Annotated in this window: 25 protein-coding genes, 1 tRNA gene, 1 pseudogene and 1 CRISPR repeat array; of the genes and pseudogenes, 25 read left to right on the forward strand and 2 right to left on the reverse strand. The window is 39.0% G+C overall.

The genetic code is table 11. The features are described 5' to 3' along the window. Positions 1–252: 252 nt before the first annotated feature. Positions 253–879: an FMN-dependent NADH-azoreductase gene (locus tag PRIP_RS14235; protein ID WP_036101949.1), complete on the reverse strand. Its 627-nt coding sequence runs from the start codon at positions 877–879 to the stop codon at positions 253–255. Between the two features lie 178 nt (positions 880–1,057). Here PRIP_RS14235 and PRIP_RS14240 point away from each other — a divergent pair, with 178 nt between their 5' ends. The 15 genes from PRIP_RS14240 to PRIP_RS14305 all read left to right on the forward strand — a co-directional run bounded on the left by PRIP_RS14240 (position 1,058) and on the right by PRIP_RS14305 (position 11,803). Then, on the forward strand, positions 1,058–2,227 hold the full coding sequence (locus PRIP_RS14240; protein WP_036101951.1) for a GNAT family N-acetyltransferase: 1,170 nt from the start codon (positions 1,058–1,060) through the stop codon (positions 2,225–2,227). Positions 2,228–2,324: 97 nt separating this feature from the next. Continuing rightward, positions 2,325–2,414 (forward strand) — tRNA-Ser (locus PRIP_RS14245). 118 nt (positions 2,415–2,532) lie between these two features. Continuing rightward, complete coding sequence (locus tag PRIP_RS14250; protein WP_036101953.1) at positions 2,533–2,832, forward strand: DUF3130 family protein; 300 nt, start codon at positions 2,533–2,535, stop codon at positions 2,830–2,832. 15 nt (positions 2,833–2,847) lie between these two features. Further along, positions 2,848–3,159 (forward strand): hypothetical protein, encoded by a 312-nt coding sequence (locus PRIP_RS17040; RefSeq protein WP_036101956.1) that lies wholly within the window; start codon positions 2,848–2,850, stop codon positions 3,157–3,159. Beyond that, positions 3,146–4,213 (forward strand): T7SS effector LXG polymorphic toxin, encoded by a 1,068-nt coding sequence (locus PRIP_RS17815; RefSeq protein WP_036101958.1) that lies wholly within the window; start codon positions 3,146–3,148, stop codon positions 4,211–4,213. Before PRIP_RS17040 ends, PRIP_RS17815 begins: the two co-directional genes overlap by 14 nt. Beyond that, positions 4,210–4,617 (forward strand): HNH endonuclease, encoded by a 408-nt coding sequence (locus tag PRIP_RS17820; protein WP_052008955.1) that lies wholly within the window; start codon positions 4,210–4,212, stop codon positions 4,615–4,617. Before PRIP_RS17815 ends, PRIP_RS17820 begins: the two co-directional genes overlap by 4 nt. Then, on the forward strand, positions 4,617–5,063 hold the full coding sequence (locus tag PRIP_RS14270; protein ID WP_036101960.1) for an SMI1/KNR4 family protein: 447 nt from the start codon (positions 4,617–4,619) through the stop codon (positions 5,061–5,063). Before PRIP_RS17820 ends, PRIP_RS14270 begins: the two co-directional genes overlap by 1 nt. 61 nt (positions 5,064–5,124) lie before the next feature. Then, positions 5,125–5,491: a CRISPR direct-repeat array (repeat unit 36 nt; unit sequence GATTTAGAGTACCTCAAAACAGAAGAGGACTAAAAC). Between the two features lie 781 nt (positions 5,492–6,272). Then, entirely contained in the window at positions 6,273–6,467 is a 195-nt protein-coding gene (locus PRIP_RS14275; protein WP_149023845.1) for a hypothetical protein, read from the forward strand. Beyond that, the gene (locus PRIP_RS14280) at positions 6,448–6,693 is read left to right on the forward strand and encodes a hypothetical protein (protein ID WP_036101964.1); all 246 of its coding nucleotides are present in this window, start codon (positions 6,448–6,450) and stop codon (positions 6,691–6,693) included. The genes PRIP_RS14275 and PRIP_RS14280 overlap by 20 nt, the downstream gene beginning before the upstream one ends. Further along, positions 6,690–7,589, forward strand: a complete 900-nt coding sequence (cas13a, locus tag PRIP_RS14285; protein ID WP_277620109.1) for a type VI-A CRISPR-associated RNA-guided ribonuclease Cas13a — start codon at positions 6,690–6,692, stop codon at positions 7,587–7,589. The genes PRIP_RS14280 and cas13a (PRIP_RS14285) overlap by 4 nt, the downstream gene beginning before the upstream one ends. Beyond that, the gene (gene cas13a / locus PRIP_RS14290) at positions 7,483–8,751 is read left to right on the forward strand and encodes a type VI-A CRISPR-associated RNA-guided ribonuclease Cas13a (protein ID WP_149023847.1); all 1,269 of its coding nucleotides are present in this window, start codon (positions 7,483–7,485) and stop codon (positions 8,749–8,751) included. Before cas13a (PRIP_RS14285) ends, cas13a (PRIP_RS14290) begins: the two co-directional genes overlap by 107 nt. After that, positions 8,714–9,358: a type VI-A CRISPR-associated RNA-guided ribonuclease Cas13a gene (gene cas13a / locus PRIP_RS14295; protein ID WP_149023848.1), complete on the forward strand. Its 645-nt coding sequence runs from the start codon at positions 8,714–8,716 to the stop codon at positions 9,356–9,358. The genes cas13a (PRIP_RS14290) and cas13a (PRIP_RS14295) overlap by 38 nt, the downstream gene beginning before the upstream one ends. Before the next feature lie 588 nt (positions 9,359–9,946). Further along, positions 9,947–10,264, forward strand: a complete 318-nt coding sequence (locus PRIP_RS16855) for an arsenic metallochaperone ArsD family protein (RefSeq protein ID WP_077913028.1) — start codon at positions 9,947–9,949, stop codon at positions 10,262–10,264. 695 nt (positions 10,265–10,959) lie between these two features. After that, positions 10,960–11,115 (forward strand): hypothetical protein, encoded by a 156-nt coding sequence (locus PRIP_RS17220; protein ID WP_159101557.1) that lies wholly within the window; start codon positions 10,960–10,962, stop codon positions 11,113–11,115. Positions 11,116–11,164: 49 nt separating this feature from the next. Then, the gene (locus tag PRIP_RS14305) at positions 11,165–11,803 is read left to right on the forward strand and encodes a hypothetical protein (protein ID WP_036101974.1); all 639 of its coding nucleotides are present in this window, start codon (positions 11,165–11,167) and stop codon (positions 11,801–11,803) included. 50 nt (positions 11,804–11,853) lie between these two features. Here PRIP_RS14305 and PRIP_RS14310 read toward each other — a convergent pair whose 3' ends face one another. After that, positions 11,854–12,399 carry a PadR family transcriptional regulator gene (locus PRIP_RS14310; RefSeq protein ID WP_036101976.1) on the reverse strand — a complete coding sequence of 182 codons (546 nt, stop codon included), beginning with the start codon at positions 12,397–12,399 and terminating at the stop codon, positions 11,854–11,856. A 164-nt stretch (positions 12,400–12,563) separates the two neighbouring features. Here PRIP_RS14310 and PRIP_RS14315 point away from each other — a divergent pair. The 10 genes and pseudogenes from PRIP_RS14315 to PRIP_RS16465 all read left to right on the forward strand — a co-directional run bounded on the left by PRIP_RS14315 (position 12,564) and on the right by PRIP_RS16465 (position 22,962). Next, positions 12,564–13,749, forward strand: a pseudogene (locus tag PRIP_RS14315) (MFS transporter). 146 nt (positions 13,750–13,895) lie between these two features. Next, positions 13,896–14,186, forward strand: coding sequence for a universal stress protein (locus PRIP_RS16865; RefSeq protein ID WP_241434196.1), 291 nt, complete (start codon positions 13,896–13,898; stop codon positions 14,184–14,186). Positions 14,187–14,497: 311 nt separating this feature from the next. Further along, entirely contained in the window at positions 14,498–14,620 is a 123-nt protein-coding gene (locus PRIP_RS18045) for a hypothetical protein (protein ID WP_277620107.1), read from the forward strand. A gap of 32 nt (positions 14,621–14,652) precedes the next feature. Further along, positions 14,653–14,832 carry a hypothetical protein gene (locus PRIP_RS14320; RefSeq protein ID WP_036101978.1) on the forward strand — a complete coding sequence of 60 codons (180 nt, stop codon included), beginning with the start codon at positions 14,653–14,655 and terminating at the stop codon, positions 14,830–14,832. A gap of 16 nt (positions 14,833–14,848) precedes the next feature. Continuing rightward, positions 14,849–15,169 carry a hypothetical protein gene (locus tag PRIP_RS14325; RefSeq protein ID WP_036101980.1) on the forward strand — a complete coding sequence of 107 codons (321 nt, stop codon included), beginning with the start codon at positions 14,849–14,851 and terminating at the stop codon, positions 15,167–15,169. Between the two features lie 151 nt (positions 15,170–15,320). Beyond that, the gene (locus tag PRIP_RS14330; protein WP_036101982.1) at positions 15,321–15,500 is read left to right on the forward strand and encodes a hypothetical protein; all 180 of its coding nucleotides are present in this window, start codon (positions 15,321–15,323) and stop codon (positions 15,498–15,500) included. 52 nt (positions 15,501–15,552) lie between these two features. Then, a complete protein-coding gene (locus PRIP_RS14335) occupies positions 15,553–20,433 on the forward strand; it encodes an SdrD B-like domain-containing protein (protein WP_036101984.1) in 4,881 nt (1,626 codons plus the stop codon). Between the two features lie 122 nt (positions 20,434–20,555). Further along, positions 20,556–21,998: an ArnT family glycosyltransferase gene (locus PRIP_RS14340; protein WP_036101986.1), complete on the forward strand. Its 1,443-nt coding sequence runs from the start codon at positions 20,556–20,558 to the stop codon at positions 21,996–21,998. 74 nt (positions 21,999–22,072) lie between these two features. Beyond that, positions 22,073–22,339 (forward strand): GntR family transcriptional regulator, encoded by a 267-nt coding sequence (locus tag PRIP_RS14345; RefSeq protein WP_077913030.1) that lies wholly within the window; start codon positions 22,073–22,075, stop codon positions 22,337–22,339. After that, entirely contained in the window at positions 22,336–22,962 is a 627-nt protein-coding gene (locus PRIP_RS16465) for a class F sortase (RefSeq protein WP_052008956.1), read from the forward strand. Before PRIP_RS14345 ends, PRIP_RS16465 begins: the two co-directional genes overlap by 4 nt. Positions 22,963–22,965: the final 3 nt, after the last annotated feature.

The following is a 22,965-nucleotide window of genomic DNA, read 5'->3' on the forward strand; positions in this document are numbered from 1 at the left end:
TTGTGAAATCCGGCCTTACGCGCTAGCTCTTCGGAAACTTCACAGCCTCCGCAAAAATCAAAAGAGGATTTTCACTGTCGCCTGCTCCAGTCTTCTGTCAGAGCTGGACGAGCGCGTGCGGCACTTTGTGAAATCCGGCCTTACGCGCTAGCTCTTCGGAAACTTCACAGCCTTCGCAAAAATCAAAAGAGGATTTTCACTGCGCCTGCTCCAGTTTCTGTCAGAGCTAAACGAGCGCGTGCGGCACTTTTATTAAAATTTAGCTGCTAGTTCTCCTGCTTTTTCTATGCCAGCTGCGATTAAGTCTTGGGCTTGGTCTGGAGCTGCGTTGTGGCCTTCTACGATTACTGATTGTGGGTTTGTGATGCCGAAGTGTGCTAGTATGTTTTTCACGTAGTTAAGGGACATTTCCCAGCTTGCCATTGGGCCGTCTGAATATACGCCACCACGTGCGTTTAGTAGTACAACTTCTTTGCCTGTTACAAGACCTACTGGGCCTTCAGCTGTGTATTTGAATGTTTTGCCTGCTTGATTCAAGTAGAATAGGTATGTTAAGAACTGGGCTGGGATGCTGAAGTTCCAAAGTGGGAACGCCATAACAATTTTGTCTGCTGCTAGGAATTGCTCTAAATAGCCATTCGCAATGTCAGCTAAGCGTTGTTCTTCATCAGTCAATGCATCGCCTGTCGATTCTTTGAAAAGTCCGCTCATCATTGTTGCATCATAGTAAGGTAAATCTGCTTGGAACAAGTCCAATTCTGTAATTGTGTCTGCTGCGTTGTTTGCTTTATAGTTTTTCAAAAATTCCTCATATAACTTCACACTCACGGAACGCTCCGCTGGTAAACCATTTGCTTTAATAAATAATACATTTGCCATTTTATAAATTCCTCCAATTACTATATGTTTTAATACTTTTCTAGTGTAGCGTATATTATTTTACACTTCAAGTAATATGCTTACAAAAAATTAGTTTGTTATTAAAAATAAGTGGAAGCGTTTTCGTAAACAAAAGTTATAAAATTATGCTAAAATAAAGGAGAAATGGGGTGTTGTCATGGAATTACGAGAAATAAAGGATTCCGAAATTGGGAAAATTAAAGAACTACGTGATTACGCGTTTCGCTTCCCAGCATCCGGAGGCGAGGCAGACTTTCAATATTGGGCAGAAAATGCAAGAAGATTAGGACTTTTTTACGGAGAGTATTTGTTAGCGCAAGTTTTGACATATCCGTTAGCAGTATCGATTTTAGGGGAGCGTTTTTCAATGGGAGGCGTGGCTTATGTGGCGAGTTTTCCAGAATATCGCAACGCAGGGTTGATTCGCCAGTTGATGGAGGCGTCGCTCGAGCAAATGCGGGACAATGGGCAAATCGTGTCTTACTTAAGCCCGTTCTCGATTCCGTTTTACCGCAAGTTCGGCTACGAAGTATTTACAGAAAAAGTGGAACTTGAAATACCAGCACACGCATTGCCAGATATGGGGACAGTGCCAGGTCGAGTAATGCGCATGACGAGCGATGACGGTACAGGAATTTCTGTCGTTCGGGAGCTCTACAACCGATTCGCCTTAACGAAAAAAAGTGGCATGATGATGCGCGACGACGCTTGGTGGTTGCGAATGGCACGCCGGAAATATACGAAAGAAATCGCTGTGTATTGCGATATGAACGGCACGACAATGGGCTATATGTTGTTCACACTTGACCATGAAGTATTTAAAATTCACGAGCTAGTAGCCCTGAATTATGAGGCAGAGAAAGGACTTTGGCGTTTTGTAAGTTCACATAACATGATGGTAGACCGCGTTGTCGCGAAAAATGTTGGTTCCTTGCGTGACATCGCCCTTGCTTTCCCATCCCCAGACTTCCAAAAACGCGAAATATTGGATTTCATGATGCGAATCGTGGACGTTCAAGCCTTTTTAGAGAAGTACCGCTTTGTCAATCGCTCAGAAACAGTGCTTTATGTGGAAGTAGAAGACGAGACTGCGCCTTGGAATGAAGGTCTTTTTGAAATACGAGGAAGTATGGTGAGCCGCGTCGAAAGACCAGAAGGTGCAGGCGTGCTATCCATTACGATTCAAGGCTTAGGACAAATGATGATGGGCTTTGTGCGACCACGAGACCTTGTCTACTACGAAAAAGCCCAAGCCAGTGAAATAACCATCGAAGCCTGGGAAAAAGTAATCCCCCACATGCGCAGCGATTTTTATGACGCATATTAAATAAAAAACTGGATTTTTCGAAAAAAAATGCATTAGAATGGAACTTGTAATTGTTCAAGCCAAGCCATTTAGGCCTGTGACAACAACATTGCATTTTGGGGAAATACCCAAGTCCGGCTGAAGGGGACAGACTCGAAATCTGTTAGGCGGTTCCGGCCGCGCCGGGGTTCGAATCCCCGTTTCTCCGCTTAGAAAGAACGGAAAACACTGTAGATCGCTATGTAAGATGCGGTTTATGGTGTTTTTTTGTATGTTAAATATGGTATGATAAAAGAAGAAATTAACAGTAGGGAGGTGTCATACATTTGGCAAAGAAGATACAATTACCAAGCGGTCGATTAGCGGAACACGCCAATGTGATTCAAGCAACGACGAATACACTAACGTTACAGGCTAAGCCGAACGTGTCTTATTCGACAGGTAGCGCACAACAACTGGTGGAAAGTGCTATGGCATTCGCACAAATGACAACAAGCATGCCAATCGCGTTTCAAAAAGATACAGCAAATCTAAAACGGGTTGAAAAAGCCTTTGTCGCATCAGAAAAAGCGTTGGGCGATAGGCTCCACCAAGGCATCGCATGGATGGAACATAAAAATAAGTAAAGGAGATACATACCTATGCAACCAAGACAACGGGAAGGCGAAAAATGGGCAGAACAAATCAAAAAGGAACGACAATTCGAAGAGCTAGAACACTTATTTTCAAAAGCAAAACGAGCACAGGAAAATGTCTTGCATCTTTTTCATGAAGCATGGCAAGGAAATCGTTCTCAGCAACGTTTGGGATTGGTAGAAGATATCATGACAGAAGAATGGCAACAACGAAAAAAGCAACTGTATGCCATGGATGAAGTCTTACAAGAAGCACGTCGAGCGCACCGTCAGGAAGCCTTCGCAGCGAAGGGAGCTGGGACAGATGCCACGGATTGATATCGGGGAAGTCTCTTATTTTGTAGGCCAATTTACAAGAGAAAGTGAGCGCTTACGAGGAGCATTAACGGATTATCGGAAAGCAGTAGCGAAACTCATAGCCGATGATGCAATACAAGGTGAATTTGTCACTAGCGCCAAAAGTTACTACGAACGCATACACTATCCTATTGTAGACACAACTATCGCGTGTTTAAGCGAGGCTGACACGATTTTGAAGAAGTATGTAGCCGATTACGCCGCACAAGTTGATGATGCCACGAATTCACGATTAGATTCTGACCGATTCGAAGCGCTGTATACAGAAATTCGACGCTCGGAAAACGCGTTGGACGACTTAACCCACGCCATGGAATCGATGGCAAGTGGATTGAATATAGGGCAACAAATCGGCATGAAATTAGGTTTAGAAACAGCGATGGGACAAATCAAAGAAGAAATCAAAATTTTAGAGCGCTATCTCGATTTTGAAAACAGCCACATAAACGTGATGGATGATGTGTTGACACGGATGTACCAAGTGAAGGTCGGAGTGAATGAAATCCTAGCTGGGAAGGCATTTAACGGCACAACACACACCTATGATTCCAGTAAAATGCAATTAGGCTGGCTAGACCATTTGGTGCCAGAAAAGAAACCAGAAAAAGCCTATAACTTTGAGGAGTACACCAAGGCATTCGTGGATGGTTACTGGATTTTAAGCAAGAATGGGGTGACAGATCAAGAAGCAGCAAAAGCAACCGTTGCTTACAATGATGCTTTGAAAGATGGTACAATGAAACGTGAAGTAGGAGATGCAGATATAGACTTTGAAACAGAGTATATGTTGGCTGCAATGGAAGGCTATAATCTACTCACAGGTGAGCCAATCACGAAGGCACAAAGCTTTTCTATCATATCAGCGGTACTTATCGGTGCTGTTGCAATGAAAGGCAGAGGTATTAAAGTTCCCAGAAATAGCTTGAGCAAGATACAAAGTGACTTGAAAATCAAAGCAACTAAAGATTTAGAAATGAAAAATATCAGCAAGAAAATCATGCGACGAAGCCATTGAACTCTCCAGTACCAGAGAAGTGGCTGAAAAAAGGTGGCAGTATTTCTATAGATAGTAAAGGCACATGGAGTTATACCAACAAGAATGGTCAGACGGTGAGGTACCCGAATGGTTATCCAGACTTTAAAGATTACAGACACCCCAATGTTGAGCCTGTTACGATAAAGGTGGCTTCGCCTAAGAACCCTCAAGCCGATTTCAGAGCCGCAAACCTTGAAGCAAAATTAGATAAGAATTCGCAACCACCTGTTCCTGAATTGAGTAAGCCACCGATAGGATATACTTGGCACCATCATGAGGATGGAAAGACAATGGAGCTTGTTGAAGCGAAAATTCATAAAGATTTTAGGCATATTGGCGGACAATCTGCTGTAAATGGAAAAGTAAATAGGAGCGTGAAATAATGTTTAAGATGAACAGTGAAAATAAAAAAATAACTAGTAAGGATATTGAAGTATTTGAATCTAAGCATGGTTTAAACCTACCGCAAGAATATAAGACTTTCTTGCTTGAATTTAATGGTGGGTACCCTGAAAAATCTAATTTTATAATATCAGATGATGAAGGCGTTAGCTTAGTTAATAAATTTTATGGCATTGGAGAAGAATCAGGGGATTTAGGTGAGACATTTGAAATATTGGATGGTGAAATACCAGATGGTTTTATTTCTATTGCTGACGACCCTGCTGGAAACGAAATCTGCATAGGAACAGAGAAGAGCGAGTATAAAGGAAAAGTTTATTTTTGGCGACACGATATGGAATCTGATTCGGAAATGGAGAATATGTTTTTGCTTGCTGAGGATTTGAAAACATTTTTGAATAAATTATATGGAGATAATGATGAGTAGTTGGTACTTAAAAGCAGAAGAGGACTAAAATATACAGAAAGCTTGTTCTCCGTCTATTTCAGATTTAAAGTACCTCAAAACAGAAGAGGACTAAAACATACATTGCGATCTACGTAATCCATTTTGGGATTTAGAGTACCTCAAAACAGAAGAGGACTAAAACTCGAGTAAAAAAAGCTAGTTAGTAAAATAAGATTTAGAGTACCTCAAAACAGAAGAGGACTAAAACATGTTGTTCTATTCCTGTTCCAGTTATTAGGATTTAGAGTACCTCAAAACAGAAGAGGACTAAAACAAAGATAAATGTGGTGTGCAGGTGGTGGCTGATTTAGAGTACCTCAAAACAGAAGAGGACTAAAACATATAGAGAGGCTGTTATTGTAGTAACCATGATTTAGAGTACCTCAAAACAGAAGAGGACTAAAACCTCTGCTGTGGATAAGTGAGGAATAATATTTCCAATTACAATGGCTGTGAAGAGAACAAGTCAGCACACAACAAAGAAGATGACGAACAAAACCTCTCACCATCTTCTTAAAATTATTTGCCACAAAATTGCCACACAGCCAACATTATAAGCGTTGAAACCAGCACCACGAATACATTTCATCCAACTATCATAATCCCCGTCTCTCCACTTAGAAAGAAGGGGAAACACTGTAGATCACTGTGTAAGATGCGGTTTAGGGTATTTTTTGGTTGATTTAGTCCGGGAAATTATTACTTAGTACGTGTGATTACGCGAAGATGCAGAGTTACTAATAATTTGGTATAGTTAAACTGTTGAAAGTAAAATAGATATGTATTACAACCTCAAAACAAAAGAGGACTAAAACGTGCGGCTTTAGCTAATTCATATCTGCTGTGATTTAGAGTACCTCAAAACAAAAGAGGACTAAAACGTTCACGGTCATCCAACGGGTCGGCAAAGAGATTTAGAGTACCTCAAAACAAAAGAGGACTAAAACCTCTTCTGTGGATAAGTATTCGACAATAAAGCCATAAAAACTGTGATTCAAAGAATTGGATCAGTAGTTTTTATGGCTTTATTCAATTATTAGCAAAGTGGATAATTGCCAATGGATGTTGTTTTGCGCAATACCTTCTTGTATAATGAATATATTGATAAATATTAGCAATATCAGACACGTATGAAGGTGGAAACATTTAGCTATACAACTATAAAACTAAATGGAGCTGAGCAGACAAATGAAAATCACCAAAATGAGAGTTGATGGAAGAACTATCGTAATGGAGAGGACAAGTAAAGAAGGCCAGTTGGTTTATGAAGGTATTGATGAGAACAAGACAGAAGAAATTATATTTGATAAAAAGAAAGAGTCGTTTTATAAGAGTATTCTCAACAAAACAGTGAGGAAACTCAATGAAAAAGAAAAAAAATAAACATAAAATAGCAATCAATAAAGAAATAACAAAATTAATGTCAGCGGTATTACACCAAGAAAAACCAAACTTAAAGTTACATAATTTAAAGAGCTTGGATAAGAACGCTTTAACTCAACTATTTAAGCACGATTTCCAAAAAACTATGTCCTATCCACCCCATAAAAATGCTGAACATGTTAAATTCTGTCTTGCAGACTTAGCAGTAGAAGCAATCCAAGCATAGACGCCACTAATCCTGACTGGGCAAAACTTTTTGAAACGCTAAAGCCATACACAGATTGGGTAGAATCATATATTCACTTTAAACAAACAACAATTCAAAAATCGATTGAACAAAACAAAATACAATCAGCTCATTCACCAAGGAAATTGGTATTACACAAATACGCAACTGCTTTTTTGGAAGGAAGAGTGATGGGGTATGAGAGCTTAGCCGCTAAGTACCAATTAGCAGATTTAGCAGAGTCTTTTAAAGTAGTAGATTTAAATAAAAATAAGAATGCGAACTATGAAATCAAGAAAATTTTGCAACAACATCAACGAAACATTTTGGGTGAATTAAAAACCGACCCGGAGCTAAATCAATATGGAATAGAAGTGAAGAAGTATATAGAAAGATATTTCCCAATCAAAAGCAAACCGAAAAGAAACAAACATTCGCGGGCGGATTTCTTGAAGAAGGAATTAATCGAGTCTACAGTAAAGCAACAATTTAAAAATGCAGTGTATCATTACGTATTAGAACAAGGTAAGCTGGAAGCGTACAATCTAACAAGTCCCAAAACAAAAGATTTGCAAAATATTAGAGCTGGCGAGGCATTCAGTTTCAAATTTATTAACGCTTGTGCCTTCGCATCAAACAATTTGAAGACAATTTTAAATCCTGAATGTGAAGAAGATATTCTAGGTAAGAATTGTTTTATACAGAACTTACCAGACAGCACTGCCCGACCTAATGTCGTGCAAAAAATGATTCCTTTTTTCTCTGATGAAATTCAAAATGTGAATTTTGATGAAGCTATTTGGGCAATTAGGGGTTCGATTCAAAAAATTAGAAATGAAGTATACCATTGTAAAAAGCATGCTTGGGAAAAAAATACTCAAAATAAAAGGCTTTGAATATCGCCCCAACATGAAATATGCAGATACAGAAATGAAAGATTTGATGGACAATGACATCGCCAAAATTCCAGTATTCATCGAAGAAAAGCTGAAAAGTAGTGGAGTTATGAGGTTTTACAAACAAGAAGATTTGCAGTCTATCTGGGAAAGAAAACAAGGATTCTCATTGCTGACGACTAATGCACCGTTTGTCCCAAGTTTTAAACGTGTCTTTGCGAAAGGTCACGATTATCAGACTTCTAGAAATAGAAAGTATGATTTAGCGTTAACTATTTTCGATCGTTTAGAATATGGCGAAGAAAAATTTCGGGCACGCTATTTTCTGACGAAGTTGGTTTATTATCAGCAATTTATGCCGTGGTTTACAACTGATAGTAGTGCATTTCGAGAAGCTGCTAATTTTGTATTGCATTTGAATAAAAATAGACAGCAAGACGCAAAAGCTTTTACTAATATAAGAGAAGTTGAAAAAAATGAGCTGCCTAGAGATTACATGAGCTATGTACAAGGCCAAATTGCGATACATGAAGATGCAACTGAGGATACACCCAATCATTTTGAGAAGTTTATTAGTCAGATCTTTATTAAGGGTTTTGACAAATATATGATAGCTTCTGATTTAGTATTTATTCAGTCTCCCGAAAATCAGGAATTAGAACAAAGCGAAATAGAGGAGATGCGCTTTGATATTCAAGTTACACCATCATTTTTGAAAAACAAAGATGATTATATTTCATTTTGGACGTTCTGCAAAATGCTTGATGCCAAGCATTTAAGTGAGCTAAGAAACGAAATGATTAAGTATAATGGTGATCTAACTGAAGAACAAGAAATTATTGGTCTGGCATTGCTCGGAGTGGATTCGCGAGAAAATGATTGGACGCAGTTTTTTAGTTCGGAACAGGAATATGAGGACGTTATGAAGGGCTATGTCGGGGACGCATTGTATGAGCGCGAACCATACAGACAAAGTGATGGCAAAACACCAGTTCTTTTTCGCGGTGTAGAGCAAGCTAGGAAGTACGGCACTGAAACAGTGATTCAACGACTCTTTGATGCTAACCCTGAGTTCAAGGTATCGCAAAGTAACATAGCTGAGTGGGAGCGGCAGAAAGAAACCATTGAAGGGACTATTAAGAGAAAGAAAAAATTTGCATGATGCTTGGGCTGAAAATCCAAAAAAACCGCAAAGTGATGCATTTTTAAAAGAGTACAAAGCATGTTGTGAAGCTATTGACACGTATAATTGGCATAAAAATAAAGCGACACTTGTGTATGTCAATGAATTGCATCACCTGTTAATTGATATTTTGGGAAGACTTGTTGGCTATGTAGCAATAGCTGATAGAGATTTTCAATGTATGGCGAATCAATATTTAAAGAGTTCTGGACATACCGAAAGAGTGGATAGCTGGATTAATACTATCAGAAAAAACAGGCCAGATTATATTGAAAAGCTGGATATTTTCATGAACAAGGCAGGGCTATTTGTTTCTGAGAAAAATGGAAGGAACTATATAGCACATTTAAATTATTTATCACCAAAACATAAATATTCGTTATTGTATTTATTCGAGAAATTAAGAGAAATGCTTAAATATGATCGCAAATTAAAGAACGCAGTTACTAAATCATTAATCGATCTTTTAGATAAGCATGGTATGTGTGTTGTGTTTGCTAACTTGAAAAACAATAAACACAGATTGGTGATAGCAAGCCTAAAACCAAAAAAAATTGAGACATTTAAGTGGAAAAAAATTAAATGACAGTTATATTGAAACGAATCAAGTTTCAGAAGAGTATTGTAGTATAGTGAAGGCATTATTGGAGATGTGACGTAGGGTATTTCAATTATTAATAAAAGAATAAAGTATTAAAATACCTCAAAATAGAAGAGGACTAAAACGGACCGCATGAATCAAAAATTCATCCATATGATTAGAGTACCTCAAAACAGAAGAGGACTAAAACTGGCAATTGTTGACGAAATGATTGTTGAAAGATTTAGAGTACCTCAAAACAGAAGAGGACTAAAACAGTATATCCAACGGAACTAATTGGCATCGCGATTTAGAGTACCTCAAAACAGAAGAGGACTAAAACCTCTACTGTGGATAAGTGGGATAAGTTATTTCTAATTAACGGAGGTTAGTAGCCATAGAAAATAGAGCGTTCAAAGTGATGCTCATCCAATCGGTAGTCAATGATGCAGTATTTACTTGCAAAACAATGATGTATCCTATTTTAGTTTCGAAAGCAGTTAGGAGTACAAAAATGATAAAACTTACTTTTTTCCTCGACTCACGAGACAGTCTAAACAGTCTGATGAAGTAGAGCTAGAGCTATTCAATTCTATTTTTAACAAGGAGTTCCAAGAAAGTTATCTCTTCGTAAAGGAGGAGCAAATAGTTCTTGATGCTTTTTACCTGGAAGATTCGCTAGAACCGTTTCTCAAAAATGATGAGGTTATACGTTTATTGAAGAAAGATGATAGCAAAGCGTTACCTATCACACTTCAAGGTGAAGAAATCATTAGTACAAAGAAACTGCCAAGTGTTGATGATTTTTCGGAGATATTTGATATGGGGATATCTGTACAGTATTCTGATGACATTAGCGGCACCCAAACGCTTGCACGGAGAGGATTTTTAGCACAAAAATTAGGAGTATAAAATAAACTGCATAAACAATGAACCTAGGATTCATTATTTACACAGTTTATTTTACACTCCCTTATCTACACAGTTTATTTCATACTCCTATTATTTTTTAAATACTTTCAGAGCAAAACCTTCCATCTTTTTTACGGTTGTTAGGTTAGAACACATTAATTCGACATGGAGTACGCTACCTGATTCAATACGAACCTCACCATACTGACATACGGGAACTTGACAATTGTTTTTGAATCTTTTATCAGGTGAGCAGTTCTTATTAACTTTCAACCATTTTAATAATAATGAGAACTAATAAACTTTTTCAATAAGCATGGAGTAGAAAAATATTAGCCACTATTTTTAAAATATGTTACTAATCCTTGTAAATTGTTTCACAAAAATAATTATAACATAAAAATGAATTCAATGGATTTTAGCATCTAGTTTATGATTAAAGTGAAATTTACAATTAAATCATATAGATATTTACACATAATTGCAATCATTGGCATTATCCTAAAACAATGGTACAATTGAATTTGTTCATAAAATCACAAAAAATGAAATCATTCCCCTTTACATGCTTAGGAAAATCGGCAACTAGCTACTAAACAGGCTTTAAAATGCTTGGAATTATCAATCTATAGAAAAAAATATGCTTAAAACAATGTTTTTTGCTACAACCTTTATACATATTGGAGGACTTATATATGAAAAAAGTAACGATGGTTTTATTATGCGTTATGTTGTCAATAACAGCGACAATCGCAATTTTATTCTTCATTGGAATGCTGGATAAAACTGAGAAAAATCAAACCCAGATTAGTAAAAGCAAACAAAAAAACGCTTCAGCTAAACGAAAATAAGTTTGATCAATTACCAGATGAGCTACAGGCTGTATTAATAGCAACAGCCATGGACGAAAGAAGTATACCACCAATCAATGGCGTTATCGTATATTACAACGAAGACAGCGACCATACACTCATAAATGTCCATTCGGGTGCTGGTGTCGGACATCCAATTTATCTTGTGACGAAGAAAGAGAATGTGATTGCTCCGATAAAATCCGTTGCCTATCATGGTGTAGACGGTTACGAAAAAGCAGAAATCAAAGCCAATCCAATCTCTAAAAATGAGCTTTACGAGCAATACATTGCGGATAAAGACTTATACGATGCCGCCTTAGAAAAAACAGAACAGAATCCAGACCTAACACTAGCCGATTTCAATGAAAAATATGCCTCTACTTCTAGCGATAATACAATAGACACCACCAAATTATCAGAAGAACAAGTAAAGAAGTGGGTCAATGCCATTATGCAACACCGGTTTGATAATCATGTTTTGAAAGAGTTCCCATACACAGTCAGCATTTCATTAGACGAAAATAGACATGTTAAAGCACAGATAAATGCTACAAATCCGGAAGATACTGGCGATAGTGTGGGTTATTTTAAAATTAATGATAAAGGTCAGTTGGTTGAACCAGTACTTGGCGAGGATTATGATGAAGTTATCGCCACAAAATACATGCAAGTCGAGAATTTCTAGCAAACAAAAAAACACACCATAAACAATCCGTCTACAATGTGTCTACTTCACTATATCTTATCAAAAGCACTATGATACAAATCCTCCGCCCAATCACACCAGGCGAGTTCTTCCCTACAAATATCATCACGACGCTTCACAATCAGGTAACGCCCAAAGGAATTGCGCCATTCTTCTTTGCGGGTTGGGTCGTTTTGCAGCGCTTCTAGTTCTTCGAGTTTCGGTTTGTTAATCGAGGCTCTTTTTTTGTAGTGTCTGCGGCGGTCGTTGAATAATTGGATGACGGTGCTTTTGTCCATCAGTGCGATGACGTAGATTTTGGCTAGGAATTCATCGCGGTTGATTGGTTCTGGGGTGTCTTCTAATACCCATTCGCTGACGGCTTCGATGCCTTTTTGGGTGAGCGAGTAGGTTTTTTTCGTTGTTTCTGTGTCTGCTTCGAATTCCACGTAGTTCTGGGCTTCAAGCTTGCCAAGGACGGTGTAAATCTGACTGTGGTGTGCTTGCCAGAAAAGTTCCATATATTGTTTTAATTCATAGCCCGTGCAAGGTTTCCGCGCTAACATGCAAAGTAGGACATAACTTAGCGTATTCAATCTAAATCCCTCCAACACATCATTTATTCGTTTAGTATAACATATTCTTTTCTAAAATACATGTTAAAATATATATGTCAATATTGACATAACGGTAAGTTTAGGCGTATACTTTTAACGAGGCAATTTAAAAAACAGGAGTGGTAAACGTGGTAGAAGGAAAAATAGAACTAAAAGAGAAGGATGGCATTTTGAAAAGTTTGCTGCACCAGCCAAAACCAGTATGGGCAGTGGCTTTTTCATGTGTTGTAGCCTTCATGGGGATTGGATTAGTCGATCCGATTTTAAAATCAATTTCAGAACAATTGCATGCAACGCCTGCACAAACATCGTTATTATTTACGAGCTATATGTTGGTGACGGGGATTGTCATGCTATTTACAGGCTATATTTCAAGCCGAATCGGGGCAAAATTAACATTGCTCATTGGACTCGTTGTCATTATTATTTTCGCAACGCTTGGTGGACTTTCACAGTCTGTTGGGCAACTCGTAGGATTGCGGGCGGGCTGGGGACTTGGAAACGCGCTCTTTATTTCGACGGCGCTTGCAACAATCATCGCGGTTAGTTCGGGTGCAACGGAAAAAGCGATTATTATGTATGAAGCGGCAATGGGACTCGGCATGTCTGTCGGACCACTGCTTGGTGGCGCGCTCGGTAGTATTACATGGCGCGCACCGTTTTTCGGAGTGGCGACGCTGATGGCGATTGGATTCGTAGCGATTATTATGTTACTTGAACCAATTCCAAAGCCAAAAGTGAAATCAAAATTCTGGGGCTCTTTGATGGCATTGCGACACAAGGGCTTGTTAGTCACAGGTTTGACGGCATTATTTTATAATTTTGGATTCTTTACATTACTTGCTTATTCGCCATTTTTGATGGAAGGGTATAGCGCGATTCAAGTTGGGTTAGTATTTTTTGGTTGGGGTGTGTTGCTCGCGATTTCGTCTGTTTTCGTGGCGCCGCGATTGGAAGAAATATGGGGAACGAAGGCTGTCATGATTGGTGCGCTTGCTTTTTTTGCGATTTGTTTTGATCGTTATGGGTGTTGGCGCGAATCATAGTATGGTGATTTCGGTTTGTATTGTGATTGCAGGATTTTTCCAAGGGATTAATAATACGTTGATTACGTCGGCGGTCATGGTTGTTTCGCCAGTGGAGCGCTCGACAGCATCTTCGGCATACAGCTTTATTCGGTTCACAGGTGGTGCGATTGCGCCGTGGCTTGCCGGGAGTTTAGCTGTTTGGTTTAACCCGCACGTGACGTTTTATGTTGCAGGACTCGCTGTTATTATCGGCATTTTAGTGTTATTCATCGGCCGCAAAGCCTTGGTAGCACTTGATTAATTGGAGGGGATAGAAATGAAACTCGCAGTATTACTCGCAGACGATCAACTATCAAAAAAAATCTTAGAAAAAAACAAATCGGGCTATGCCAAGCGTTCGCAGAAGCTCCAGAAATCACGCTAATTCACGTCATCAATGCTAGAGCAATCGCGGAAGATGTCGAAGTTGGCGCAGATGTTGAGGGCAATCTGGCATTCGATGCCGAAAAACTAATAGCTGAGAAAGGAGCCGTTCTTGAAAAAGCGGGAATCTCCTATAAAACGGCTATTTTAAATGGCTTTCCAGCAAAAGAAGTAAATCGATATGCAAAAGAAAAAGCACTAGATATGATAATTATGGGACATCATGACCTTTCACTCGTACAGAAAGTTACGATTGGCAGTGTTGCCAATAAAGTAGTACAACAAGCAGAATGCCCAGTATTATTAATCAAGTAAACAAAATGAAGCAGTTTTAAAGTGTGTAATATAAATAAAAAAAAGTTGTGTATAAAATGAATTTATTTTCGTTATATATACAGCTTTTTTGCGTGCAGAATAATTGAAAGGTTAGGGTACGCCAATGTTCTACCGTATTTCCAATATGTAAGAAATAACCGTTGTAACAGAAAATACAAGATAAAGCTGTAGAAAGTGTCAAGTTGCTGTTTTTATTTCATGCTAATTTTTATAGAATGATAAAGTAAAGCAAACAGCACATTTCTCGCAAGGCGCATATTAAACGACAGCCTAAGAAAGGGGTTATTGATGTGAATGGTTTAATGGAACTGTACGAGAAAAAAGAAGTGGAGCAACTATTTAGCGAAAAGAAATTGATAAATCTTTTGATGAGTGAACATCGACTAATCCCAGAGGAAAAAAAAAATAAATAAAAAACAAATCATCATGAATGAAGGCGAAAAAAATGAATATGTCTTCTATATCAAACAAGGAATTGTCGCTTTTAAAAAAACAAGATACGTTCTTGAGTTTTTCCAAAGAAGCACATTTTGTCGGATTAGAAACGTTCTTATTCAATGATGTGCAACCATATACCGTAGAAGCAATGGAGAAATTAGAAGTACTAGTTTTTAAAAAAAATTGAGATTCTGGATGTACTAATGGCTATGCAAGAAGGCTGGTTATATCTATATCTTCTAAATAAAGAAGAGAAAATTAAGATTCAAAAAAGTTGCTCGTATCTACATCTTAAAGGAAATCATAGATCAAAGAAAATGTTGACAGAATTAGCGAAAGATTTTGGCTTTTTTGACGGAGAAGCTATTATCCTACCAAAATGTTTTGGGAAAAAATGCGTTACAAACTATTTAGGATTGAGCTTTAATACAGGAAAAGCTTTATTTGAAAAATTTAGAAGAGAGGGCTTTCTACTACCGCCAAATCAAGAAAGCGCCTTTCGAATTCACCGAGATAATTTATAAATAAAATTAAGAATAATCATTCTATATATCATTTGAAATCAGATAACAAGGGGGAGAATTGTATGTTTTTAAAACAATCACTCAGACCTGATTCCAGCTAAGTAGGGAAATAACCAGGTTAAATAATTCAACATAAAAAGGAGGCAAAACAATGAGTCAAGGTGGTAATTTAAATCCGTTGGTACCAATGACAGGTGGTGGTCCAATTATTGGCGCAGCAATGCTCCAAGGATACCCGCTAATGGCAGCAACGATTGGTGTCGGAATAGCAGCTGTGACGGCCGTTCTCTTGTTCGCTAAGAATAAACACAAGCAACACGATCATGCATAATTTAGAAAGTTACTAAATTAGAATAACCAACATTTTAGGAGGAAACACAATAATGCAGAAAAAGACACTAATGAAGAAGTGGGGTACAGGCGTACTTACTGGTGTATTAGTACTAGGTAGTTTAACCCCAGTTATTCAACCATACCAACCTGTATCCGCAGCTGAAAATACTTTAAAACAATTACAGGCGAGTGGCCAAGGTAGCGTCAGTGACGTGATGTTTGAAGATCTAAATGGCAATGGCAAACAAGATGCGGGTGAAAATACAGGAATCGCTGGTATCAAAGTAGAACTTCATAATGATCAAGGAACACTCGTAGGAACAGCAACAACAGGAGCAGACGGCAGATATAGTTTCACTGACTTGCCAGATGGTACTTACTATCTGCATGTTGATATGTCTACTCTTCCAACAGACGAAAAGCTATACACAACAGAAGGCATCAACGGTTCTGATGGAAATTCAACCTATTTTACAATTACTAATGGTAATGCCGTAACAGGTTATCATTTTGGTTTTTATCCAAACGAGGCTCCTAAACTAGGTAGTGTTAGTGATGTCATGTTTGAAGATTTAAACGGTAATACGTCACAAGATACAGGTGAAAAAGGCGTTGCTGGCATTAAAGTTGAATTGCGCAACACACAAGGCGAATTAATTGCTACTACAACAACAGGAGCAGATGGTCGTTACACATTCTCAGACGTATCAGATGGACAATATTACATCCACGTCGACCTAACAACAATTCCAAAAAATGAAAAACTATACACAACAGAAGGCATCAACGGAGCAGATGGCAATTCTAGCTACTTCACTGTTTCAAACGGTAATGCAATCACAGGCTTCCATTTTGGCTTCTATCCACAACAAGGCGCTATCCAAAGCTATGTCTATAACGATGCAAATGGTAATGGACAAAAAGACGGCGGAGAAGCTGGAATCAGCGGTGTTCACATTGCATTATACAACGAAGCAGGAACAAAAGTGGCAGACGCAACAACAGATAGTGCTGGCGCATATCATTTTGACGCACTTGATCCAGGCAGATACTATGCAAAAGCAGATATTCCATCCAACTATAAATACCAATCAAGCACATACTTTGGTGCTGACGGGACAACAGGTTACTTCTCTGTAGCTAGCGAACAAACAATTCATAATGAGTTAAACTTAGGACTTCATACAGTAGACAACTCAGCAGTTAGCGGAAAAGTAACAGACGCATCAACAGGAGCTGGACTTGCAGACACACGTGTGGAACTACATGACGTGCAAGGCAATCTAGTTGAGGCACAACAAACAGACGCAAGCGGTAACTATAACTTCACGAACGTATCAGAAGGTAATTACTATACAAAAGTAATTATTCCAAGTGGATACGAATACGCAAGCAGTAACGGTTACGGCAATGATGGAAACAGTAACTACATCCAACTCAATGGTGAAAACACAGCAAGTGGTTACTCTATCGCATTGAGAAAACAAGTAACAAACAACTCAGCAATTAGCGGAAAAGTAACAGATGCAGCAACAGGAGCTGGACTTCCGAACACACGCGTAGAACTCCATGATGTACAAGGAAACACAATTGATACACAACAAACAGACGCAAGCGGTAACTACAACTTCACAGGATTAGCAGCAGGAGATTACTATACAAAAGTAGTTATTCCAAGCGACTATGACTTTGCAAGCAGTAATGGCTACGGCAGTGACGGAAACAGTAACTACATCCAACTTGATGGTCAAAACACATCATCTAACTACACGATTGCCTTGAGAAAACAAGCCAACACAACGATTTCTGGTGTTATTAATACACCAAGCGGTCAAGGTGTCAGCGAAAACGTATCACTTTACAACGTAGACGGTACACTTGTGAAAACTGTTAGCACAAACAGCCAAGGTCAGTTTAGCTTTGATGGTGTAGCAGCAGGCAACTACTATGTGAAAGCTTCTATTCCAGAAGGCTACACATTCGAATCTTCAGAAGGATTTGGTAGCGACGGAAACAGTTACTACTTGCAAGCTGACGGCACAAGCAACATCTCGAACTTGCGCCTAACACTAGCACAAAAAACAGGTCAAATCCGTTCTACAGTCTTCAATGATTTAAACAAAAACGGTACGCAAGAAGCAGGCGAATCTGGTATTGCTGGAGCAACAGTAACACTTTACAGCAACACAGGTGCTGTTGTCGAAACAACTACAACAGATGCTAACGGCTTGTACAAATTCGAAACAATCACACCAGGAACTTACTACGTGAAAGTAACAGCACCAACAGGTTATGACGTATTAGCCAACACAGCATTCGGTGACGACGGCGTATCTGGATATATCAATATCAATGCAGAACAAACACGTACAGATATGAACGCATCACTTGTAGCAACAGCTGATCCAACAGCCGTAGCAAATGCGAAATGGATTTATCATACTGGCTTTGCACCAGACACAAATCTAGCTGAAGGTGGCGAAATCTCTGTATCGAACACATACAAAGATGGCTACAACAATAACAACGTAGATGTTGCATTCTACAATAGTTCAGACAAAATTGTAGATCCTAGCTCGTATACAACAACGCTATCTAATCCAGACCTATTCTCTGCTGTAAAAGCTAATGGAACACACATCGCGTTTACACATACAGAGAAAACAGGAAGCTCATTAGTAACTGTAAAAGACGCATCAGGCAAAGTAGTACGCACATTTACAATCACAATTACTGCCGATCCAACAGCCGTAGCAGATATGAAATGGACATATAACAAAGATGGTAGCACACCGGTGATTAACAACAACGGAACAATTGATATCACTAATAAATACAAAGACCTTAACAACTACAACAATGTAAATGTTCAATTCTACAACCAAGCAGGCGCAACATTAGATACAACAGGATGGACAACAACATTATCAGACCCATCATTAGTAACCGTTAAGAACACAGGATCACTGCTAGCATTCACACACACAGAGAAAACAGGAAGCACATTAGTAACAGTGAAAAATGCATCAGGAGAAGTAGTACGCACATTCACACTTAACATTACTGCCGATCCAACAGCAGTAGCAGACATGAAATGGACGTATAACAAAGATGGTAGCACACCGGTGATTAACGACAACGGAACAATTAACATCACGAATGCATACAAAGACCTTAACAACTACAACAATGTAAATGTTCAATTCTACAACCAAGCAGGCGCAACATTAGATACAACAGGATGGACAACAACATTATCAGACCCATCATTAGTAAGTGTTACTAACTCTGGATCACTGCTAGCGTTCACGCACACAGAGAAAACAGGAAGCACATTAGTAACAGTGAAAGATGCATCAGGAGCAGTAGTACGCACATTTACACTTAATATCACACAATCCAACGCAGTTACAGATGTTAAATGGAACTTCAATAAAGACGGTGTATCACGCCCAGTTAATAATAACGGCGTACTTGAAATTCCAAACACTTATATGAATCAATACAATAAACCACACGTAGATCTTCAATTCTACAACAGTACGGGAACACTAGTTCAACCTGCAGGATATACTGTATCATTCTCAGATCCAAGTATTGCAACAGCAGATTTAACAGATCCAAACTTGATTGCCTTAGTGCATAACGACAAAGCTGGTAGCACAAATGTAACAATTCGTGATATGGACGGAAATATTGTACGCTCATTCACATTCAAAGTTACATCAACAGATGTGGCAGCAACAGACCTTACGCTAGCAACATCAAATATCACAGCAAACGTAAATGACACAGGCAAAATCGATGCAACAGTAGCACCATCGAATGCAACAAACAAAACATTAAGCTATACTCCAGCAGACCCAAGCATCATCACAGTAGATGCGAACGGAAACTGGACAGCTAAAAAAGCAGGAACAACAACAATTGCAGTGAAAACAACAGATGGCTCTAACATCACGAAAACGATTAATGTAACAGTTGCTGATCCAAATGCAGTGGCAAGTATGAAGTGGATATACCAAAATGGATGGGCTCCAGATACGAACATTGCGAATGGCGATAACATCACGGTATCAAACACTTACAAAGACGGTTATGGAAATAACCAAATCGATGTAGCAATGTATAACAGTGCAGGAACACAGTTAGATCAAAGTCAATTCACCTACACCTTATCCAATCCTAGCCTGCTATCCGTGAGAAAAGCGACATGGCTTACAGTATTTGAACACACGGATCAAACAGGAAGCACTTTGGTAACTGCGAAAGACGCAAAAGGAAATACAGTGCGGACATTTACAATCAACATTACTGGACCAACAAACGTTTTAGCAACAGACCTTACCTTAGGAGCATCAAACATCACAGCAAACGTAAATGACACAGGTAAAATCGATGCAACAGTAGCACCATCCAATGCAACAAACAAAACATTGAGCTACACACCAGCAGACCCAAGTATCATTACAGTAGATGCTAATGGTAACTGGACAGCGAAAAAAGCAGGAACAACAACAATTGCAGTGAAAACAACAGACGGGTCTAACATCACGAAAACAATCAATGTCACTGTTAATAAGAGCATTGCTGATCGCGTAGGAAGTGTAGACTTTGAATTGGTACTCGGTCGTGGTACACCAAGTGCAAATAATGCCTATGTGTACCCACATGTTGCAGACGTTCCAGCAGGAGTAACGTATAGAGTAGTAACAACATTTAGTGGATACGATGGCACAATCCAAGTAGGAACATCGGATGGCACGTATCATCAAGAGATTCGCAGTTACGAGTCAACTGGCGCATGGGGTTATAGTGGAACACACGTCAAACTGGTTGCAAACTATCAAGGCGTTGACTATGTAGTTGCCGAAGGTGACACTGGTGACTTCATAAAACCAGCATATTCTAACCATGTATTTACAGACTGATATGTTATTTAACATTTCAAACCTAGTATTTGCATAAAAAACAAGAAAAGCTGTGGCTTTACCTTCGCATTCGGCATCACGAATGCCACAGCTTTTTATAAATTGTAACAAGGAGGAACAACGTGCTGAAAAAAAGTTTAACAGGAATTGCACTATGGATTCCCGCACTCATGATGCTTTTCGCACTCGTTAGCACGGCTATTTTACTACCATGGCAAGCAAACGGTGAATCATCTATCTGGGTGATTACAGGTATAGCAGCAGGCATCATACTTGTTTTAATAATGAGTATCTGGGGTTTTACAAAACTCTATCAATGGAAAAAAGGCTATTTCTATCTCGCATTAGGCGCCCTGATTATCGTTCCAAGAATCATTTGGATTATCTGGATTCCAACACATGCCGTTTCTGACTTTTACTACTATCATGTTATCGCAAGCTACGTCGCGGATAATAATAGTTGGACAACGCTATACGATCAAGGCATTCTATTCTACGCGCCTTATTTCACACATATACTCAATTTCTCTAAAGTACTATCGACTGTTTATCATATTTTTGGAAACAGTTATCTTGTCGGACAACTATTTAACAGCGTCTTGACATTAGCAGGAACATTTCTACTTTTTAAAGTCGTTAAAAATTGGTTTCCGCTTGGCGTTGCTGTAGGTAGCAGTTTGATTTTCGCCTTATGGCCAGCCTACTTTATGTACAGTACATTGCTTGCGACTGAACCGTTATTTATGTTCTTATTTGTTTTAGCACTTTTCTTGTATCAGCAGGTCGAGCAACACGCACCGAGCTTTATCTGGTCATTGCTGCTTGCGCTTACACTAATCGGCTTAAACATGATTCGGCCACTCGCTGTGGTTATACTAATTGCCTTTGTAATAACTTCTTTCTTACTTCGACCAAAACGCAAAGAAACACTGAAAAGATACACCATAGTCGTACTCTTGTTTCTCGTTTTCCTCGCTGGACAATCCACGATTAACAAATTGGTATACCATATCCCAACTTCCAACAGTACCATCGGATACAATGTGTTCGTAGGTGCCAATGAAAAGTCTGGAGGACAATGGAGCGAAGCCGACAGTAAGACGTTCTGGAAATTATACAACGACAATAAAACAGACGCCTCAAAAGCAGACAGCGCTCTACTTCAAAAAGGAATAGAACGCTATCAAGATATGGCTAGTAACGGCAAATTAACCGACCATATCATCACTAAAATGAAAAACTACAGTAGCGAAAGTTATGGCTACGATTGGAATGTCTACAGTGACGCACCAGAAATTTGGTATCACTCCAAAATCATTCTTGCCATTTGCAACGTATTTATGTACATCATTTTAGGATTAAATGTCCTTGCCGTCGTTCTCGCACTTTGCTTACGAAAAATAGCAGACATTTATTTATTCACCTTACTACAAGTTGGATTCACATTATCAGCGCTTCTCGTAGAAGTACAAGGTAGATATCACGTGCCTTTAATTATCGGTTACAGTGTGATTGGCGCCTGGGGTTGCTGGCAATTATATCGAATTTTAGTAGGAAAAAAATAAAAAAGAAGAAAAAACCAGTCATGCTCGAAGGTTACGACCGTCCAGAGCTACCACTGTAAAAAGGAATTCATTGTATGGAGATGAACCGATATATGAAGAAACCACGATTAGAAGAAGTCGCGTACGAATACGTATTGAAATGTATTCAAGACAACCGTCTAAAAATGGGCGACTTTGTTAGCCAGCAGGACTTGGCGCAAGAACTCAATATGAGTCGAACGCCAATCCGAGCCGCCATTACCAAACTAAGCGGCGAAGGCTACATCCGAATGTTGCCTTACCACGGGGCTTTCGTAGCCTTTTATAAAGACTTACCAGCGAAAGGATGGGATCAAGGATGAGAACACGGATTATTGCCGCAACATGTATTTTAATGCTGTTGGTGAGCGTTATTATCACCTTTGACTACATCAATGCCAATTCAGAAACACTACCAAAAGGTAACCAAACAGCCGAAATTGCAACCATTCCAAAAAGCACAACAAAAACAACAGACACAACAGCCGAAAAAAGTATCATGCCAACCCAAATCATTTTTCGCAATGGAACAAAAACACAAATTGAAAATCCAGTCCGACCTGTAGGAACAGACAAAGATGGCCGAATGGAAGTACCAGACGGAATTGACGCTGTCTATTGGTATAAATTTGGCCCATCACCTGGTGATAAAGGCAACGCAATTATTGCAGGGCACCGCGATTGGGGCGGCGAACTAGGTCTATTTAAATACCTAGAAGACATCACACTAGGTGAAAAAGTCATCATTGGCTATGAAGACGGCACACAAAAAACATTTGCAGTAAAATCAAAAAAATCCTACGCCTTTAAAGATTTCCCACAAGAATTAATGGATACAACAAAAGGTAAGCAAGTCACATTAATCTCATGCACGGGAACATTCAACCGCTCCCTAGACGGTTATCAAAATCGTGAAGTAGTCATACTTCAACCAGTAACCAAATAGAAC

Source organism: Paenilisteria riparia FSL S10-1204, from assembly GCF_000525995.1.
In the GTDB taxonomy this organism is placed as follows: Bacteria; Bacillota; Bacilli; order Lactobacillales; family Listeriaceae; genus Listeria_A; species Listeria_A riparia.

Excerpts from the sequence above, each read along its gene's own strand:
- PRIP_RS14305 (WP_036101974.1), top strand. The coding sequence starts at position 11,165 with ATGGACGAAAGAAGTATACCACCAATCAATGGCGTTATCGTATATTAC.
- PRIP_RS14280 (WP_036101964.1), top strand. The coding sequence starts at position 6,448 with ATGAAAAAGAAAAAAAATAAACATAAAATAGCAATCAATAAAGAAATA.
- PRIP_RS14275 (WP_149023845.1), top strand. The coding sequence starts at position 6,273 with ATGAAAATCACCAAAATGAGAGTTGATGGAAGAACTATCGTAATGGAG.
- PRIP_RS14325 (WP_036101980.1), top strand. The coding sequence starts at position 14,849 with ATGGCTATGCAAGAAGGCTGGTTATATCTATATCTTCTAAATAAAGAA.
- PRIP_RS14240 (WP_036101951.1), top strand. The coding sequence starts at position 1,058 with ATGGAATTACGAGAAATAAAGGATTCCGAAATTGGGAAAATTAAAGAA.
- PRIP_RS14345 (WP_077913030.1), top strand. The coding sequence starts at position 22,073 with ATGGAGATGAACCGATATATGAAGAAACCACGATTAGAAGAAGTCGCG.
- PRIP_RS14335 (WP_036101984.1), top strand. The coding sequence starts at position 15,553 with ATGCAGAAAAAGACACTAATGAAGAAGTGGGGTACAGGCGTACTTACT.
- PRIP_RS17815 (WP_036101958.1), top strand. The coding sequence starts at position 3,146 with ATGCCACGGATTGATATCGGGGAAGTCTCTTATTTTGTAGGCCAATTT.
- PRIP_RS14320 (WP_036101978.1), top strand. The coding sequence starts at position 14,653 with ATGAATATGTCTTCTATATCAAACAAGGAATTGTCGCTTTTAAAAAAA.
- PRIP_RS16465 (WP_052008956.1), top strand. The coding sequence starts at position 22,336 with ATGAGAACACGGATTATTGCCGCAACATGTATTTTAATGCTGTTGGTG.
- PRIP_RS17040 (WP_036101956.1), top strand. The coding sequence starts at position 2,848 with ATGCAACCAAGACAACGGGAAGGCGAAAAATGGGCAGAACAAATCAAA.
- PRIP_RS14330 (WP_036101982.1), top strand. The coding sequence starts at position 15,321 with ATGAGTCAAGGTGGTAATTTAAATCCGTTGGTACCAATGACAGGTGGT.
- PRIP_RS17220 (WP_159101557.1), top strand. The coding sequence starts at position 10,960 with ATGAAAAAAGTAACGATGGTTTTATTATGCGTTATGTTGTCAATAACA.
- PRIP_RS14235 (WP_036101949.1), bottom strand. The coding sequence starts at position 879 with ATGGCAAATGTATTATTTATTAAAGCAAATGGTTTACCAGCGGAGCGT.
- cas13a (WP_149023847.1), top strand. The coding sequence starts at position 7,483 with ATGAAGCTATTTGGGCAATTAGGGGTTCGATTCAAAAAATTAGAAATG.
- PRIP_RS14270 (WP_036101960.1), top strand. The coding sequence starts at position 4,617 with ATGTTTAAGATGAACAGTGAAAATAAAAAAATAACTAGTAAGGATATT.